The organism is Pseudomonas sp. SIMBA_067 (assembly GCF_046534675.1).
GTDB lineage: Bacteria > Pseudomonadota > Gammaproteobacteria > Pseudomonadales > Pseudomonadaceae > Aquipseudomonas > Aquipseudomonas putida.
The window spans coordinates 264,570-282,671 of the sequence record NZ_JAWRYH010000004.1; the positions used below are offsets into that span (position 1 = coordinate 264,570).

At 63.2% G+C, this 18,102-nt stretch carries 16 protein-coding genes; 11 read left to right on the top strand and 5 right to left on the bottom strand.

What is annotated here, in order from left to right:
* Positions 1-162 precede the first annotated feature (162 nt).
* The gene (locus SB765_RS11690; RefSeq protein WP_410931361.1) at positions 163-1,380 is read right to left on the bottom strand and encodes an amidohydrolase family protein; all 1,218 of its coding nucleotides are present in this window, start codon (positions 1,378-1,380) and stop codon (positions 163-165) included.
* A 282-nt stretch (positions 1,381-1,662) separates the two neighbouring features.
* Here SB765_RS11690 and SB765_RS11695 point away from each other — a divergent pair, with 282 nt between their 5' ends.
* Positions 1,663-2,817, top strand: coding sequence for an MFS transporter (locus SB765_RS11695; protein ID WP_341796227.1), 1,155 nt, complete (start codon positions 1,663-1,665; stop codon positions 2,815-2,817).
* Between the two features lie 36 nt (positions 2,818-2,853).
* Here the strand turns inward: SB765_RS11695 and SB765_RS11700 are convergent, their stop codons facing one another.
* The 3 genes from SB765_RS11700 to SB765_RS11710 form a co-directional block, all read right to left on the bottom strand.
* Entirely contained in the window at positions 2,854-3,747 is an 894-nt protein-coding gene (locus tag SB765_RS11700) for an SMP-30/gluconolactonase/LRE family protein (protein WP_410931362.1), read from the bottom strand.
* 26 nt (positions 3,748-3,773) lie between these two features.
* The gene (locus SB765_RS11705) at positions 3,774-4,592 is read right to left on the bottom strand and encodes an NAD-dependent epimerase/dehydratase family protein (RefSeq protein WP_341796225.1); all 819 of its coding nucleotides are present in this window, start codon (positions 4,590-4,592) and stop codon (positions 3,774-3,776) included.
* Positions 4,593-4,666: 74 nt separating this feature from the next.
* Positions 4,667-5,392, bottom strand: a complete 726-nt coding sequence (locus tag SB765_RS11710; protein WP_063422691.1) for an oligogalacturonate-specific porin KdgM family protein — start codon at positions 5,390-5,392, stop codon at positions 4,667-4,669.
* A gap of 342 nt (positions 5,393-5,734) precedes the next feature.
* Between SB765_RS11710 and SB765_RS11715 the strand changes: the two genes are divergently transcribed.
* The 8 genes from SB765_RS11715 to SB765_RS11750 all read left to right on the top strand — a co-directional run bounded on the left by SB765_RS11715 (position 5,735) and on the right by SB765_RS11750 (position 15,788).
* On the top strand, positions 5,735-6,889 hold the full coding sequence (locus tag SB765_RS11715) for a mandelate racemase family protein (protein ID WP_016487993.1): 1,155 nt from the start codon (positions 5,735-5,737) through the stop codon (positions 6,887-6,889).
* Between the two features lie 69 nt (positions 6,890-6,958).
* Positions 6,959-8,569 carry an ABC transporter substrate-binding protein gene (locus tag SB765_RS11720; protein ID WP_019472022.1) on the top strand — a complete coding sequence of 537 codons (1,611 nt, stop codon included), beginning with the start codon at positions 6,959-6,961 and terminating at the stop codon, positions 8,567-8,569.
* A 66-nt stretch (positions 8,570-8,635) separates the two neighbouring features.
* Positions 8,636-9,673 carry an ABC transporter permease gene (locus SB765_RS11725; RefSeq protein ID WP_023047279.1) on the top strand — a complete coding sequence of 346 codons (1,038 nt, stop codon included), beginning with the start codon at positions 8,636-8,638 and terminating at the stop codon, positions 9,671-9,673.
* A gap of 55 nt (positions 9,674-9,728) precedes the next feature.
* Entirely contained in the window at positions 9,729-11,339 is a 1,611-nt protein-coding gene (locus SB765_RS11730; protein WP_341796222.1) for an ABC transporter substrate-binding protein, read from the top strand.
* Positions 11,340-11,401: 62 nt separating this feature from the next.
* Positions 11,402-12,319, top strand: a complete 918-nt coding sequence (locus tag SB765_RS11735; protein ID WP_410910067.1) for an ABC transporter permease — start codon at positions 11,402-11,404, stop codon at positions 12,317-12,319.
* 11 nt (positions 12,320-12,330) lie between these two features.
* Positions 12,331-13,170 (top strand): ABC transporter ATP-binding protein, encoded by an 840-nt coding sequence (locus tag SB765_RS11740; RefSeq protein WP_341796220.1) that lies wholly within the window; start codon positions 12,331-12,333, stop codon positions 13,168-13,170.
* 10 nt (positions 13,171-13,180) lie between these two features.
* Positions 13,181-13,957 carry an ABC transporter ATP-binding protein gene (locus tag SB765_RS11745; protein WP_410931363.1) on the top strand — a complete coding sequence of 259 codons (777 nt, stop codon included), beginning with the start codon at positions 13,181-13,183 and terminating at the stop codon, positions 13,955-13,957.
* 28 nt (positions 13,958-13,985) lie between these two features.
* Positions 13,986-15,788 (top strand): glycosyl hydrolase family 28 protein, encoded by a 1,803-nt coding sequence (locus SB765_RS11750; RefSeq protein ID WP_410931364.1) that lies wholly within the window; start codon positions 13,986-13,988, stop codon positions 15,786-15,788.
* Positions 15,789-15,790: 2 nt separating this feature from the next.
* On the opposite strand, the gene SB765_RS11755 is transcribed toward SB765_RS11750, so the two are convergent.
* A complete protein-coding gene (locus SB765_RS11755; protein WP_341796217.1) occupies positions 15,791-16,537 on the bottom strand; it encodes a FadR/GntR family transcriptional regulator in 747 nt (248 codons plus the stop codon).
* A gap of 96 nt (positions 16,538-16,633) precedes the next feature.
* Between SB765_RS11755 and SB765_RS11760 the strand changes: the two genes are divergently transcribed.
* Together SB765_RS11760 and SB765_RS11765 are read left to right on the top strand one after the other, a co-directional pair.
* Positions 16,634-17,353: a FadR/GntR family transcriptional regulator gene (locus SB765_RS11760; protein ID WP_341796216.1), complete on the top strand. Its 720-nt coding sequence runs from the start codon at positions 16,634-16,636 to the stop codon at positions 17,351-17,353.
* 110 nt (positions 17,354-17,463) lie between these two features.
* Positions 17,464-18,102, top strand: a complete 639-nt coding sequence (locus SB765_RS11765; protein ID WP_016487984.1) for a TetR family transcriptional regulator — start codon at positions 17,464-17,466, stop codon at positions 18,100-18,102.

Below are 18,102 nucleotides of genomic sequence, written 5' to 3' on the forward strand. Positions count from 1 at the left end.
TCGCTCAGCGTACAAAGCTCGAAACCGTGCCGCGTACCCTGTGGGAGCGGGTTTACCCGCGAAGAAGACATCGCGGTGTATGGCACCGGCGCTGCCGATGTTCGCGGGTGAACCCGCTCCCACAGGGGCCGAGCAGGGCTGAGATCTGAACTTCGCCTGAGGTTAACGGCGCAGTTCGGTAGCAAACTGCGCAGCTTTCAACTGCAACTGCGCAGGCCCGCCCCAGAACGCGCCGTGGCGCACGATCACCCGTTCATGAATGGCCGCCGCCACCGCCGCAGCAGCATTGGGTGCCTTGAACAGAACGAAGCTGGCCTCGTTACCAACCTTCAAACCATAGTCCTGCTTGCCCATCACCCCGGCACTGGCTTCGGTCGCCATTTCCAGCGCAACCCGCAGCTCCTCGTCGGTATTGAAGCCCGAGCGGTAGCTGACCAGCATCGCCCGCTGCAGCATGTCGCCATTGCCGTAGGGCCACCAGGCGTCCTGGATGTTGTCATTGCCGGTAAATACCCGCACACCGCCGTTACGCAGGCGCAGTACGGGTGGGAAAGCATGTTCGCCGGGGGCGTTGGTCATGATGGAGATGCCGGCGGCGGCCAGCACTTCGGCGGTGCGGTCGACGACAGCGTCGGATACGTCACCCAGGCCATAGGCGTGGCTGACCGCCACCAGGCCGTGCATGCCCAGTGCCTGGGTGCGCGCGGCGATGCGTTGGAGCTGAGCGATGCAGATGTCGCCGGGTTCGTGCAGGTGGATATCAACCTTCACGCCATGGCGCTCGGCGATACCGAACACGATGTCCAGCTGGGCGTCGGCGTCGCCATCCAGTGTGGTGGGGTCGATGCCGCCGACCACCTGCACGCCTTCGCGGATGGCCGCTTCCATCACTTCAGCCGTACCGGGGCAGGACACCACACCGGCCTGAGGGAAGGCCACCAGCTCGATGTCGAGCAGGTCTTTCCACTTGTCCCGGGCTTCGAGCATGGCGTGCAGGTTGGTCAGGCCGGTGGTGGCGTCCACGTCCACGTGGCAGCGCATCGCCAGGGTGCCGAACGAGGCGGCCTGGCGCATCAGCGCATCGGCGCGCTCGACGATGGGTGGGGCACTGGCCAGTTCGCGTTTTTCCACGGCCAGGCGCTCGCGCAGGCTGGCCACGGGTTGGTGCGGTCGCCAGCGGTCGCCGACAAAACTTTTGTCCAGGTGGATATGGCCGTCGACAAAGCCCGGCAGCACCAGCAGGCCTTCGAGGTCGATGGTTTCACGGGCTGGGGTGCTGGCGCGTTGCGGGCCGATGTGGGTGATGCGGCCGTTGGTTACGGCAATGTGCAGGGGCAGGCCATCGGCGTCGATGGCGTTGATGAACTCACGGTCGTTCATGATCGGGCCTTTTTTACTGAGGCTTGGGTGATGTACCACGGTAGGGGGGATGCGGGTATGTCTCCAATTAATTATCAGGATCGGGTGCAGTGCATTTCTGGATGCCGGCAACGGGCGGCGGCCTGCATTAAAAAGTCCACTGAAGTCGATGCCGATAATTAACTTTCAAAGCCTTCGATCTCGGCCCACGATTGCCTACGAGACCCGCCCAGCCGCCCGCTACGGCGCCTTCCAGGGCAGGTCGCCACACACAATAAAAACAAATGCCGTGTCGGGGTCCCCATGACGCAAGATTCCAAGCTGCTGCGTGCCGCGCTGATTTTCATCGCCTGTACTTCCTTCATCGTCTGTGGCGTACAACCCATCTTCATGGGGTTGGTCACGGAGCAACTGAGCCTGTCACTCGATCAGCAGGGCTGGGTGGTGTCGGTCGAGATGATCGGCATGACCCTGGGCACCTTGCTTTGCCCGGTGCTGATGAAGCGCCATGGCGGGCGCAGCCTGTGCCTGATAGTGGGCGCACTGTGCGTGGCGTTGAGCATTGCGACCGCCTTTGCCACCACCAACACCCTGCTGCTGATCGTGCGCTTGGCGGCTGGCACCTGTGCGGGGCTGGTGTATGCGTATGCGGTGTCCACGCTGGGCCGCTTGCCCAACCAGGACCGCTCGTTCGGGTTGATGCTGTTGCTGCAAACGCCAGAGTACTCGCTGTTTTCGGCAGCGTTGCCGTTGCTGGCCGCGCAGAGTGGCACGGTAACCGCCTTGTGCGCGTTTGGCCTGTGGTACTTGCTGATCTGCGGCGCCAGCCTGGTGCTGCCGCGTCGCCCCGCGGCGTTGCTGGCCAGTGGCGAAGCCTCGCCTGCCCAGGGTGGTTCGGCGCGCACAGGGCGCACTGCGTTGGTGGGCATGCTGTTCATGCAGATTGCCATTTATTGCGTGTGGGGCTTCATCGATCAGTTGGCGCGAGACCAGGGCATCAGCGGCGTCGATATTGGCTGGGCGTTCGGCCTGTCGGCCCTGGGTGGTTTGCCGGGTGCGGGGCTGCCTAGCCTGTTGGGTGCGCGGGTCAATCGCCAATTGATGATCGCCGTGGGGCTGGTGGCGGTATTCATTTCTATCGCCATGCTCACCGGCCATACACGCACGCCGACGCAGCTGTTCGTCGCGTTGTTGCTGATCAACTTTGGCTGGGTGCTGTCGTTGTCGTACTACATGGCGCTGATCACCACCAACGACCCGACCGGCAAGCTCACGCCGCTGGTCAGCATCACGTTGATGGGGGCTGCAGCGGTGACGCCGGCACTGATCGCCATGCTGGTGGAGGGCTCCAACCAGCAGCTGATTTTCCTGTTGGGTACCGGGGCGTTGGTGATTGCCTTTGCGGTCACTTGCCTTGGGGCAGGTCGCAGGGGGATGCCCAGCAAGGCTGCTTACTGAGCATACCCCTGGTGGCAGCCAATACCGGCCCAGGCTTCAGCCCCGGGCAATCGGCTCCGGCAAGCCCTTTACGCCGGGGTTTAATGCGAACACGCCACCGGCCAGTGGCTGGTCGCTCAGGTCAATGCCTTGTGGGCGAATCGACGTCACGAACAGCGTATCCAGCTGCGGGCCGCCGAATGCGCACATGGTCGGTTTCTTTACCGGTAGCGGCAGGGCGCGGTCCAGTTTCCCTTCGGGGGTAAAGCGCAGTACCTGGCCGGCATCGATCGCGCAAATCCAGTAGCAACCCTCGGCATCTACCGCAGCCCCGTCCGGTCGGCCGGGGTGCTGGTTCATGTCGACGAATATTCGGCGGTTGTGCGGTGTGCCGCTGTCGATGTCGTAGTCGAAGGCCCAGATCAGCTGAACGCTGGGGTGCGAGTCGGAGACATACAATGTTTTGCCGTCCGGGCTGAACGCCATGCCGTTGGGCACGATCAGCTTGTCCAGTCGTGCTTGCATTGGCTTTACCGTTGCGTCCGCCATCGGGTCATATCGGTAAAGCGCACCCACCGGCTCGGCGCCCATGTTTGTTTGCATCGTACCGGCCCAAAAGCGCCCCTGGCGGTCGCAACGCCCGTCATTGAAACGCATGCCGGGCCTCGCGTGTTCGACGCTGGCGCGCTTGTCGGCAATCAGGCGACCGTCAGCCTGGGGGGTGAGGTGGAAGACCCCGCTCTCCAAGGCCCCAAGCCAGTGGCCTTGCTGGCTACGGACGATGCAGCCGAGCATTTCGTCTGCGGCCCAGTGACGGGTCTGGCCATCTGGTTGCCAGCGGTGCAGGCGGCCTGCCGGTATATCTACCCAGTACAAGGCATTTTCCTGCGGGTGCCAGACCGGGCTTTCGCCTGTGGCATTTCGTGCATCGGTAATCAGTTCGGCTGTCATGGAAGAATTGCGCACTCCATCAGGGTTTAGTCGCCAAAAGGGCCGGCAGCGGTGAAGGCGCCACCTTGCAGGTGGGCCGTCGGGTCATCTGTAGCGGGCTTTGGCTGCTGCTCCAGGGCCGTGCGGAAGCGCTCGGCACTGTCCTTCGGATTGAAGTCCAGGTGTGCGGCGTGGCGGTTGCTCCACCAGAGGTCGCGGTTGGCTGAGACACCGTACACCACGGTATGGCCGACGTTTTCGGCAAGCAATGCGCGCTCTACCAGATGCGCCAGGTCGCCGTAGCTCAGCCAGGTGGACAGCATGCGCACATTGCGTGGTTCGGGGAACGAAGAGCCGATGCGCAGGCTGACGGTTTCGATGCCGTAGCGGTGGAAGTAGAACGTGGCCAGGTCTTCGCCGTAGGCCTTCGACAGCCCGTAGTAGCAGTCTGGTCGGCGCGGCGAATGCGCATCTACCTGTTCGCCTTGAGGGTAAAAGCCGGTGACATGGTTCGAGCTGGCGAACACCACGCGCTTGATGCCGTGCTTTCGGGCGGCCTCATAGATGTGGAAGGTACCGACGATGTTGGCTTGCAAAATCTCTTCGAAGGCACGCTCGGTGGAGATGCCGCCCAGGTGCACGATGGCGTCCACATCCTGGGCCAGGGCCAATACGCCGGCCTTGTCGGCCAGGTCGCAGTTGATGACTTGCTCATGCTCGCCCGCAGCCGCTGCCATGGGGCTGATGTCTGAGACGCGCACGATGTTGGCGTGTGCTTGCAGTGCTTCGCGAAGCACTTGCCCGAGCCCGCCGGCGGCGCCGGTGAGCAGCAGGCGGTTGAAGGGTTTGCGGTTGGTCGTGGTCATTGTCGGATGCCTTTTGCTGAAACTGCATGAGGGTGCCGTGGTGCAACGACACCGGCATGGTCGGGCGGTTGCCCTTACAGGAAGTTGTACTGGATACCCAGGCGCCAACGGGCCTGGCGATCGTCCGTGTAGCTGTTGACCTTGATGTCACCCACTTCCATGAAGGGCGCCCACTGTTTGTTGAGCTTGTACTTGATGATCAGGTTCTGCTCGTAGTCGCGCTTCTTGTTGTCGTAGCGGATGTAGTCGGTGGTGAAGTGGATGTACTGGTATTCGAATGCCCACGGGCCGCTGGGGGTGTAGCCGAGCCAGCCTTCAAGGCGGGTGGTGTTCTGGTTGTCCTTGGCGCGGTCCGCCTTGCTGTGGTCGATCTGGTCGCGGTCGAGGCTGCGTGCGTCGTGGCGTACGCGCGTGGCGACGTACCAGGTGTCGCTGAGCTTGTAGTTGTACTTCAGGCCGAACTTGTAGGTGGTTGCGTCCTTGGAGCTGTCCATCTGGAAGGCGGGGGTCCAGGTCGACTTGGGGCTCATCTTGTAGTTGTAGTCCACGGTGAACTCATGGCCGTTGTTGACCATGTTGTCGTAGGCGACGTCTTCGCGGTCGCCGGCAGTCTTGTACTTGATTTCTGCGGCAAACCCCAGGCCGCTGTCCTTGCGGTAACTCAGCTTTATCCGGTCGGAGTGAATGCTGTCGTCTTCGGTGAACGTGTGCCGGTAGTTGATGCTGGCGGAGTCTGCGCAGGCGTAGAACGACAGGCCGAGCGTACTGGCGGCGATGAGGCGGCGAAGTGTGTTGTTCATGCGATCTCTTTTTTTGTTTTTGTTGAGGACGTGATGAGGCGTGTGAGCAAGGTGGGTGAGGTGGTGAGCGCTCCGTGATTTTTAAAATAAGTTATCGTACGACTGTGGGGCTGTCTACGAATTATTGAAATGTTGTCTGATCACATGGTTGGATGGCTCTAAATCGGTGGTTATGGCTTTGTGTATGCTTTGTGATGGGGGTCGTAGGGTGGGGTTTAGCAGGCTATTCACGACTATTTCGTCGGTTTGAAGAGGTGCTTTTCAAATGTTGTATGATGACGTAGGATTGCCCTCAGAGCGTGACCCACCCGCCACAAATCCAATAAGAAGGCTCAGACGTCCATGATCATTACTGCTGTAAACGTCCAGGTGTTTTCCTACCCCACGCGCCGCGCTGTAGACAGCGCCGGCCATGCCCATCCGGGCGATGTGACCCAGGCCAAGATGGCCTTGCTACGCATCAAGACTGAGTGCGGCAACGAAGGCTTCGCCTTCGGCGCTCCCGAGCTGATCCGTCCGTATGTGCTGGATGGCTTCGTGCGCAAGGTGCTGGTCGGCGCCAATGCCTTCGACCGTGAAAAGATCTGGCACGACCTCGCCCACTGGCAGCGCGGCAGCGCAAGCCAGCTCACCGACCGCGCCCTGGCACTGGTCGAACAGGCCCTCTGGGACTGGGCCGGGCGCAAGCTCAAGGTGCCGGTGCACAAGCTCATCGGTGGCTACCGCGACAAGGTCCCGGCTTACGGTTCGACCATGTGCGGTGACGAGCTGCCGGGCGGCCTGTCGACCCCTGAAGAGTACGGCCGCTTCGCCGAGACCCTGGTCAAACGTGGCTACAAGGCGATCAAGCTGCACACCTGGATGCCGCCGGTGTCGTTCGCCCCGAGCGTGAGCATGGACATCAAGGCCTGTGCCGCCGTACGTGAAGCGGTCGGCCCCGACATCGCGCTGATGATCGACGGCTATCACTGGTACAGCCGCACCGAAGCGCTGACCGTCGGCCGTGCCCTGGAGAAGCTGAATTTCGCCTGGTTCGAAGAGCCGATGATGGAAGACTCGGCCGAGTCCTACGCGTGGCTGGCCGCCCAGTTGGACATCCCCGTGCTGGGCCCGGAGAGCCTCGGTGGCAAACACCTGAGCCGCGCCAGTTGGGTCAAGAACGATGTCTGTGACATCCTGCGTGCCGGCGTTGCCGGGGTCGGCGGTATCGCCCCGTGCCTGAAGGTCGCGCACATGGCCGAAGCGTTTGGCATGGATTGCGAGATCCACGGCAACGGCGCGGCCAACCTGGCGGTGGTCGGCGCGATCAAGAACTGCACCTGGTACGAGCGCGGCCTGCTGCACCCGTTCCTCAACTATGACGAAGTACCGGCCTACCTCAAGCGCCTGGTCGACCCGATGGATGAAGACGGCTTCGTGCACCTCTCCGACCTGCCTGGACTGGGGGAGGAGATCGACTTCGACTACGTCGAGACCAACACGCTGCAGAGTTTCTGATTCGTGCATGGCGGCACGCCTCGGTGCGTGCCGCCCGAGAGTCCAATAACTATAAAAAGGCTATCTCACATGAGCGTTCTCCCCAAATTCTGGGCGGGGGTCCTGGCCGCATCGCTGGCGATGACGTCGGTTCCTGCCGCTTTCGCCAAGACCCCCGCCGACCAGTTGATCGTCGGCATGAGCATGATCAACCTCCTGTCGCTCGACCCGGCCGCCGCCACCGGCCTGGATGTCTCCGAGGTCAATGCCAACCTCTACGACATGCTGCTGGTGCAGGACGTCAAGCAGCCGGACCAGCTGGTACCGGCCCTGGCGCAAAGCTGGCAGGTCAGCGACGACCGCAAGACCCTGACCTTCACGCTGCGCCCCGGCGTGACCTTCCAGTCGGGCAACCCGCTGACCGCCGAAGACGTCGCCTGGTCGTTGCAGCGCGTGCTCAAGCTCAATCTGGCCCTGGCCTCGACATGGAAGGCTTACGGCTTCACCGCCGGCAACGCCGCCCAGTACCTGCGCGCCGCCGACGAGCACACCTTTGTCCTCGAGCTGCCGCGGCCAACCGACCCGATGTTGGTGCTCAACACCCTGGCGACCTCGCCCAGTGCCTTTATCCTCGACCGCAAAGTGGTTCAGCAACACCAGAAGGGCGACGACATGGGCGGCGCCTGGCTGACTACCCACGCCGCCGGAAGCGGCCCGTTCATCCTCAATGACTGGCGCGCCAACGATGTGATCCTGATGAGCCGCTACGACGGTTACTGGGGTGGCCCGGCCAAGCTCAAGCGCATCGTCATGCGCAACATGACCGAGTCGCAGTCGCTGCGCCTGATGGTCGAGCGCGGTGACCTGGACCTGGCCAAGGGCATGTCCGCACCCGACATCGAAGCCCTGGAGAAGTCCGACAAGGTGCGCACCCAGACCGTGCAGCGCGGGACCCTGTATTACGTTGCCCTGAGCGTCAAGAACAAGCCCTACGATGACGCCCGCGTGCGCCGCGCGGTGCGTTCGCTGATCGACTATCAAGGCATCAACCAGACCGTCATGCCGCACTACGGCCAGCTCAACCAGCGCCCATTGCCGCTCGGCCTGCCGGCACGGCTGGACGATCCGGGCTACACCCTGAACGTCGCCGAGGCGAAAAAACTGCTGACCGAAGCCGGTTACCCGAATGGCTTCAAAACCACCATCCGCGTGCTCACCGAGCCGCCATTCATCAACATCGCCTCCAGCCTGCAGGCGACCCTGGCCCAGGCCGGCATCCAGGCGACCATCGTCACCGGCACCGGCAACCAGATCTACGGCGCCATGCGCGAACGCAGCTTCGACATCCTGGTCGGCCGCGGCGGTGGCGGGGCCGAGCGTCATCCGCATTCGAGCCTGCGGACCCTGGTGTACAACCCGGACAACCGCGACGAAGCCAAGCTGAGCAACTTCCAGGGCTGGCGCACGTCGTTCTACAGCCCCGAGCTGAACGCGCTGATCGAGCAGGCCGAAGTCGAGCCTGACAAGACCAGGCAACTGGCCCAGTACCAGCAGATCCAGAAGACCCTGGACGCGCAGGTCGGGGCGATCCTGCCGGTGTCGCAGATGACCGACACCGTGGTGGTCTACCACGATGTTCAGGATTACCAGACCCACAGTGCGGCCACCACCCGCTACAAAGACGTCTACAAGTCGCGATGAGCGGGAGCGGGGCGTGCGCGCCCCGAACGCCTCGGTGTTGGCTGAACGCATTTTCAGGAGCCTGTTATGTTAGTTTCGACTGCCTCTGTGCTGGGCACGCGCGTGTCTGGCACTGCCCGACGGGCCAGCACGGTCCTGGTGACCCTGCTCGGTCTGTTGGCGCTGACCTTCTTCATTGGTCGGGTGATGCCGCTGGACCCGGTGCTGGCCGTGGTCGGGCCGGACGCCGACAGCTCCACCTACGACCAGGTGTACCGGGCGATGGGCCTGGACCAGCCGATCTGGGTGCAGTTCGGGCTGTACCTCAACGACCTGCTCCACGGTGATTTCGGCAACGCCCTGCTGACCGGCCACCCGGTGCTGGACGACATCAAGCGGGTGTTCCCGGCGACCATCGAGTTGGCCACCCTGGCAATCCTTTTCGGCATCGTCATCGGCTTGCCACTGGGCGTGGTCGCGGCCAGTAACCAGGGCCGCCTTGGCGACCATGTGGCACGGGTGATCACCCTGTTCGGTTACTCCACGCCGATCTTCTGGGTCGGCATGATGGGCCTGCTGGTGTTCTACGCCTGGCTCGGCTGGGCCGGCGGGGCAGGGCGCATCGACCTCGCCTACGACGGCATGGTGCCGGACATCACCGGCCTGTTGCTGATCGACACGGCCCTGGCCGGCGATTGGGAAGCCTTCACCAGCGCGCTGCGGCACATCGTCCTGCCGGGGCTGATCCTGGGCCTCAACTCGGTCGCCTACATCAGCCGCATGACCCGCAGCTTCATGCTCGAACAGCTGTCCCAGGAATACATCATCACCGCCCGGGTCAAGGGCCTGTCGCGCCGCCAGGTGGTCTGGGGCCATGCGTTTCGCAACATCCTCGTGCAACTGCTGACGGTGGTGGCTTTGGCCTACGGCTCGCTGCTCGAAGGCGCGGTACTGATCGAAACGGTGTTTGCCTGGCCCGGTTTCGGTCAGTACCTGACCAGCAGCCTGATGCTCGGTGACATGAACGCGGTGATGGGCTGTGTGCTGGTGATCGGGCTGATCTTCGTCGCCCTGAACCTGATCAGCGACGCCCTGTACAAGGTGTTCGACCCACGGACCCGTTAAGCCCCGCGCGGCCAGCGCGAACACAGTGCATGACTATAAAAACAAGGACAGCCACATGAAAACTGTACTTCCGATCCTGCGCCTGAGCCTGCTGGGTGCGATGCTGGCACTGGGGCCGATGGCCGCCGTGCAGGCCAAGACCCCCGCCGACCAGTTGATCGTCGGCATGAGCATGGTCAACCTGTTTTCCATCGACCCGGCCAACGCCCCGGGCCTGGATGCCTCCGGGGTCAACGCCAACCTGTATGACACGCTGGTCAAGCGCGACCAGGGCAACCCGGAAAAACACCTGCCACAGTTGGCCGAACGCTGGGAGATCAGCGAAGACGGCAAGCAGGTCACCTTCCACCTGCGCAGGGACGTCAAGTTCCATTCCGGCAACCCGCTGACCGCCGAAGACGTGGCCTGGTCGCTGTACCGGGTGATGAAACTCAACTTCGGCCTGGCCACCACCTGGAAGGCCTACGGCTACAGCGTCGACAACATTCAGGGGCTGATCCGCGCCACTGACCCGCATACCCTGGTGGTCGAGCTGCCGCAGCCCGCCGACCCGCTGCTGCTGATCGACTCGCTGGCGACCTCGCCCAGCGCGGTCATCGTCGACCGCCAGGAAGCCTTGAAGCACGAGAAGGACGGTGACCTGGGCGCCGCCTGGCTGGTCACCAACGAGGCCGGCAGCGGCCCGTTCACCCTGACCAAGTGGAGCGCCAACGACGCCTTGGTGATGACCCGCTTCGACGGCTACTGGGCGGGGCCTGCAAAAATGAAGCGGGTGCTGGTGCGGCACATGACCGAGTCGCAATCACTGCGGCTGATGCTCGAGCGCGGTGACCTCGACCTGGTCTACGGCATGGCCGCGCCAGACATCAAGGCCATCGAGAGCTCGCCCAAGCTGCAGGTGCAACCGCTGCAGCGCGGCACCATGTACTACGTGGCGATGAGCATGAAGCAGCCCGAATTCGCCAACCAGAAAGTCCGCGAAGCGGTGCGCAACCTGATCGACTACAAAGGTATCGACGAGCAGGTCATGCCGCACTACGGCATGCTCAACCAGCAGCCGATGCAGCTTGGCCTCGACGCCCGCCTGCCGGACCCAGGCTACAAGATGGATGTCGCCAAGGCCAAGGCGTTGCTGGCCGAAGCCGGCTACCCGCAAGGCTTCACCACCACCATCCGGACCTTGTCCGAGCCGCCGTTCATCGACATCGCCGCGCGCATGCAGTCGACGCTCGCCGAAGGCGGAATCAAGGCCAGCATCGTCACCGGCACCGGCAACCAGGTGTATGGCGCGATGCGCGCGCGCAACTTCGAGATGATCGTCGCGCGCGGTGCCGAGCGCTACCCGCACCCGTATTTCAGCCTGCGCACCTTTGTCTACAACCCGGACAACAGCGATAGCGCGGGCCTGCCCAACTTCCAGGGCTGGCGCGCGTCTTTCTTCGATCAACAGCTCAATGCGCTGATCGACCAGGCGGGCGTCGAGCGTGACGCCGCCAAGCGCGTGAGCCTGTACCACCAGGCCCAGCAGCGCTACGACCAGCAGGTCGGGCCGATCATGATGCTCTCGCAGATGACCGACACCGCGGTGAGTGCGGTGGACGTCAAGGGCTTTACCGGCGATGACGCCGAGGCGACCCGTTACCTGGGCGTCTACAAGCAACGCTGAACCTGTCCGGGGGCGCCAGCGGGCGCGCCGGGCGGCCATGATTTCACACCGAGAACATGCCGATGATTGCCAACATGTCTTCTACTCAAGCAAGCGCCAAGCCGCAGGCCGACACCACGCCGGCTTCCAGCCTCGACGCCTTTTACAAAAGCAGCCTGCGGGTGCTGCGCCACCTGTTGCGCAACCCCATGACCCTGGCCGGGCTGCTGGTGGCCGTGCTGCTGATCGTGGTCGCCACCTTCGCCCCGTGGATCGCCACCCATGACCCGGTGGTGCAGAACCTCGCCAACGCCCTGCAGGCCCCCGGTGCCGCGCACTGGTTCGGCACCGACGAATATGGCCGCGACATCTTCAGCCGGTTGGTCTACGGCTCACGAATCACCCTCTACATCATTACCCTGGTGACGATTATCGTCGGACCGATCGGGCTGTTCATCGGCACTGTGTCGGGCTACTACGGTGGCATCGTCGACACGGTGTTCATGCGCATCACCGACATCTTCATCTCGTTCCCCAGCCTGGTCCTGGCACTGGCGTTCATCGCTGCCCTTGGCCCTGGCCTGGAGCATGCCGTGGTCGCTATCGCGCTGACCTCGTGGCCACCGATCGCACGGCTGGCAAGGGCTGAAACCCTGTCGCTGCGCAAGGCCGACTTCGTTGTCGCGGTCGAGCTGCAGGGCGCCTCGTCGACGCGCATCATCCTGCGTCATATCGTGCCGATGTGCCTGTCGTCGGTGATCATCCGCCTGACCATGAACATGGCCGGGATCATCCTCACCGCCGCGGCGCTGGGCTTTCTCGGCCTTGGCGCACAGGCGCCGCTGCCGGAGTGGGGCGCAATGATCTCCACCGGTCGACGCTACATGCTCGAATGCTGGTGGCTGGTGGCGGTACCGGGTGCGGCGATCATGCTGGTGAGCCTGGCGTTCAACCTGCTGGGCGATGGCCTGCGGGACATTCTCGACCCGCGTAGCGAGTAACTGGAGGCTTTATGTCGTCGCTCAAACTCAACGTCGAAGCGCTCAACGTACGCTTCGTCAACGGCAAGAAAGAAATGCACGCGGTGCGCGATGTGTCGTTCACCCTTGGCCGGGAAAAACTGGCCATCGTCGGCGAGTCCGGCTCGGGCAAGTCGACGGTCGGGCGCAGCTTGCTCAAGCTGCACCCCGGCAGCACGCAGATCACCGCCAAGGCCCTGCAGTTCGGCGATGTCGACCTGCTCAGCGCCAGCGAAAAGGCCATGCAGAAGATCCGTGGCCAGCGCATCTCGATGATCATGCAAGACCCCAAGTACTCGCTCAACCCGGTGGTCAAGGTTGGCGACCAGATCGCCGAGGCGTACCTGGCGCACCATAAGGCCAGCCGCAGCGAGGCACGCGAGCGGGTCATGCTGATGCTGGAAAAGGTCCATATCCGCGACCCGAAACGCGTCTACAACCTGTACCCGCATGAAGTCAGCGGCGGCATGGGCCAGCGCATCATGATCGCCATGATGGTCATCACCAGCCCGGAGGTGATCATCGCCGACGAGCCAACCTCGGCGCTCGACGTGTCGGTGCGTCAACAGGTGCTCAACGTGCTCGAAGAGTTGGTGGTCGAGCAGCAGATGGGGCTGATCTTCGTCAGCCACGACCTCAACCTGGTGCGCAACTACTGTGACCGGGTGTTGGTGATGTACGCCGGGCGGGTGGTCGAGTCGCTCGCCGCGTGCGACCTGCAGTATGCCGAACACCCGTATACCCGTGGCCTGCTGGCGGCCTTGCCGAGCATGGACAACCGCCGCCCGCGCTTGCCGGTGCTGCAACGCGACCCGCTCTGGCTCACCTGCTGAGGTAACTGACATGTCCATGATCCAAGCACAATCGCTGAACCTGAGCTTCGGCGTTGGCGCCACCCTCAACCAGGTGCTGCACGACGTCGACCTGACCGTCGAGGACGGCGAGTCGTTCGGCCTGGTGGGCGAGTCGGGCTCCGGCAAGACCACCGTGCTGCGCTGCCTGGCCGGCCAGTACCGGCACTGGAGCGGGGCGCTGAGCATTGCCGGCGGTGCGTTGCAGCACAAGCTGCCCAAGGAGCACTTTCGCAAGGTGCAGATGGTCTTCCAGGACCCCTACGGCTCGTTGCACCCGCGGCACACCATCGACACCGCCTTGCGCGAGCCGCTGACCATTCACGGCATGGCTGATCGCGACGACCGGATCAACGACATCCTGGTCAAGGTCGGCCTCAATGACAGCTTCCGCTACCGCTATCCGCACCAGTTGTCGGGCGGGCAGCGCCAGCGTGTGGCGATTGCCCGCGCGCTGATCCTCGAGCCGCGTGTGTTGCTGCTGGATGAGCCGACCTCGGCGCTGGATGTCTCGGTGCAGGCCGAGATCCTCAACCTGCTGGCAGACCTGCGCCAGCGTGAGAAGCTCACCTACCTGATGGTGACCCACGACCTGGGGGTGGTCAGCCACCTGTGCGACAAGGTCGCGGTGATGCAGCAAGGGCGGATCGTCGAGCAACTGGACTGCCGGGCACTGAGCCAGGACCAGGCCACCCACGATTACACCCGTATGCTGGTGCAAGCCAGCCGCGACTTCAGCGCCGATTGTGCCCCGGCCATGTCGGCCTGAACCCGGCAATTACAAGGAAGACAAAAACATGCCGAATGCCAACCTTGCATCCGCTTCGCGGGTGCGTGCTGCCGTGGCTGCCCTGGCCATGGGCAGCAGCTTGCCGCTGTGGGCCGTAGAGGCCCCTGCTACGGTCCAGGTGCCGACGCTGGCCTACGACGACCGGCAGATCATCCTGGTCTGGGAAAAGCCCGCCAGCCATGCCGAAATCGTCGACTACCACGTGTACGCCAATGGCAGATTGCTGGGTGCAAGCAACGCCAACAACGATCAGGTCTCACCGGCCAAGCCTTACATCGACCATTTCTACCAGCAGGACCCGCAGAACTTCCACCACCGCATCGCCATTCACAGCTTCACCGCCCAGGGGCTTGCGCCCGATACCGAGTACCGCTTCACCGTGCGTTCGGTCGATCGCAACGGCAAGGAGTCGGCCGACAGCCCCGTGGTTGTGCAGCGAACCACGGCCGTACCGGCACTGTTCAATGTGCAGCGCTACGGTGCCAAGGGCGATGGCAAAGCGCTCGACACGGCCGCCATCCAGCGTGCCATCGACGCTTGCAGCAAGGGCTGCAAGGTGCTGCTGCCTGCCGGCACGTACAAGAGCGGGGCGCTCTACCTCAAGAGCAACATGACCCTGGAAATCGCCGAGGGCGCTACCCTGCTGGGCTCCGAGCGTGCCGAGGACTACCCGCGCGAAGGCTATATCCAGTACCCGTATTCCACCACCGTGCGCCCGGCCTCGCTGATCAACGCGTTGCCGCGCGACCCGCAGGCGCATCAGGCCTTCGAGAACATCCGCATCGTTGGCAAGGGCACGATCGACGGCAATGGCTGGAAGCGCAACCCGGATGTGCTCGACGAGCGCGGGCAAGCCTTGCCCTTCTACCTGCCCAGCGACAACACCCGCTACATGCACGATGGCGTGCTGGCCAGGGCCCAGGTGGAGCGGGCGGTGGCCGAGGGCATGAACGTCAAGGACGCCTACGGCCAGATGCGCTCGTCGCTGATCACCCTGCGCAATGTGACAAACGTGTTCTATGGCGGCTTCACGGTGGTCAACCCGGCCTACCACGGCATCATGAATCTGGAGACCCAGAATGTGGTGCTGGCGAACACCACGCACCGTACCTACGACGCCAACAACGGCGACGGTATCGAGTTTGCCAACAGCCGCGGCGCGCTGGTGTTCAACAACTTCTTCGACACCGGTGACGACTGCGTCAACTTCGCCGCTGGCACCGGTGCGGGTGCGGTCCAGCAAAAGCCGCAGGAAGATGCCTGGATCTTCAACAACTATTTCCGCAAAGGCCATGGAATGATCGTGGCGGGCAGCCATACCGGCGCGTGGATTCAAAACATCCTGGCCGAGGACAACGTCTCGGATGGCACCGATGCCGGGCTACGCATGAAAAGCACCAACTTCATGGGCGGTGGCGCACGCCACGTGACCTTCCGTGATTCAGCCATTCGCAATACCGCAAAACAGGCCTTCATCTTCACCCTGGATTACAACGACCCGAATGCCAAGCTCGACTACAAGCGCTCGACGGTGGCGGGGCAGTTCCGTGACATCACGGTCAGCGACGTGAGCGTGGAAAACGCCAGCACCGCTGCCATCGAGGTGAAGGGCGATAGCAGCCATGGCGCCTGGCATCAGGGGCTGGTGTTCGAGCGTGTACGTTTCAGCGGGCCGGCCCCGGTCAAGATCGATGGCCTGAAAGATTCGCGGTTCGTCGGGCTTCGCTTCACCCACACCGGGGGCGCCAACCCTTGGCAGGTACAGGGCAGCCAAGGGCTGGCCTTCACGGATGTGGAGCCTGCGCCTTAGCTTCAGGCCTCGCTGTAAAAAGCCTGTAGCCGTTGCGCCTCACGCAGGCGCGTACGGCTGTTGCTCAGGTGCAAGTACATGGCGGCGCGCGCCGCATCAACCTGACGGCTGGCGATGGCATCGTAGATCTGCTGATGTTCGGCGTTGATACCGGCCAGGTAGGTGCTGCGGTTGCTCTGGCCGGTGTAGGCAGAGTTCATGCGCGTGCGGGGGATCATCTTGGTGCCCAGATGCTTCATGATATCGATCAGGTACTGGTTGCCTGCGGCCTTGGCAATTTTCAGGTGGAACTGGAAATCGGCGTTTGTCGTGCTGCCGGATTTTTCCGGGCCCTGCATCAGGGCCTCCAGCGCTTGCTGCAGTTCTTCGAGAGCCTGTGGCGTGGCCCGTTCGGCGGCCATGCCGGCGGCTTGCACTTCAAGGCTCAGGCGGTATTCCAGCAGGTCGAGCACATCGGACAGCAGGCTGATGGTTGCCGGCCCCACGTTGAAGCTCTCCGGTGCCGGCATGTCCAGCACGAAGGTGCCGACACCATGGCGAGTCTCGACCAGGCCCGCGGCCTGCATGCGTGATAAGGCCTCGCGTATCACCGAGCGGCTGACACCTTCGGTTGCGATTAGCGTGGCTTCGGTGGGCAGCTTGTCGCCACGCTTGAGTGTGCCTTCGCGCATGCGCTCGGCGAAGCGTTCGACCAGCGCTTCGGCCAGGCGGCGGGGCGGTTGTGAGGGGCTGGCGGTGTGGTCTGGCATTGCTGTGCTCGCGTCTGAACAGCGGCCAGTATAGTGCGTTTTGGCACCAGGCTGCGGGTATACTCCGGGGTCTTCCGCTTATCAAGGGTTCACACAATGGCATCCGCCACCCCGGAAAAACGCCTGAATCTCGCCCAGCAACTGGTGCATGACCTGTCGCAGCAGATTCGCTCGGGTGAATTGCCAGCGGGTAGCAAATTGCCCACCGAAGAAGCTGTGACCAAAGCGCGAGGCGTAAGCCGTACCGTGGTGCGTGAAGCCATTTCGCGGTTGCAGGCCGAGGGCCTGGTCGAAACCCGCCGTGGTATCGGCACCTTCGTTGTAGACGCCATCCCGGCAGGTGACTTCCAGAGCACCAGCCCTGGAATGGGCGATGCTTACAACGAGGTGGCGATCATCGAGTTGCGGCTTTGCCTTGAGGTTGAGGCGGCTGCCATTGCTGCCCAGCGTGCCACCCCAGAGCAACTGGCTGCCCTGCGGGCGGCGCTGGATGAGGCCGTTGATACGCAGTCAGCGCCCTGCATGCGAACCGACTTCGAGTTTCACCTGCAGATAGCCCAATGCACGGGCAACAGCTTTTTCATCGACACCATGACCCACCTTGGGCATACCTTGTTTGCGGTGGCGCGGCAGGCCATGCCGACGTGCGATGCTCAGCAGCGGGCACTGGAGGCGCGGGAGCGCGAGCAAGTGCATGCCGCGATCACCCGCAAGGATGCCGGTGCTGCCCGTGCGGCCATGCGGCTGCACCTGGTCAATTGCCTGACACGCGCGCAGCGAAGCATTGCCCCAGGCGAACGGGGTGCCGAGCCGTAGGTGGCGGCACGCTGCAACGCCACAACGTATCTCAGCCCAGCCGAAAAGCCGCGCAAAGGCCCAACGTCTGTGGCAGTGTTGGGTATCTGGCCAGCCCCGCAGGGACCGACATGCAAACTCGCAAAACCGGTGTTCGCGCCCAACAGGCCGACCGCACCCGGGACAACATTCTCAAGGCTGCGGTGAAGGTCTTCAGCAAGGAAGGCTTCACCGGTGGGCGTATCGAGCAGATCTCCACGCTGGCCAAGTCCAACGACCGGATGATCTATTACTACTTCGGCAGCAAGGAAAAGCTGTTCATCAGCGTGCTGGAGCATATCTACGCCAGCTTCAACCAGGCCGAAGCCAAGCTGCGCATCGACCTCGGCGACCCGGAACAGGCCCTGCGTGAGCTGGTGGCGTTCATCTGGGATTACTACGTGCGCCACCCTGAATTCGTCACCATCCTCGCCACCGAAAATCTTCACCAGGGCCAGCACGCGCGCAAGTCGCAGAACCTCAAGGCGCTGTCCGGCGAAGCGGTGGGCGTGCTGCGGCCGATCATTGAAGCAGGCCAGGCCAAGGGCCTGTTCCGCGACGACATCGACATCACCCACGCCTACCTGATGATTGCCTCGCTCTGCTATTTCTATAATTCCAACCGGCATACCCTCAGCTCGTTTCTGGCCGTGGACCTGGCCGACAAGCAGGCCAAGGCCGACTGGCTGGTGTTTATCAGCGACCTTGCCCTGCGCGGCCTGCGCCGCTGA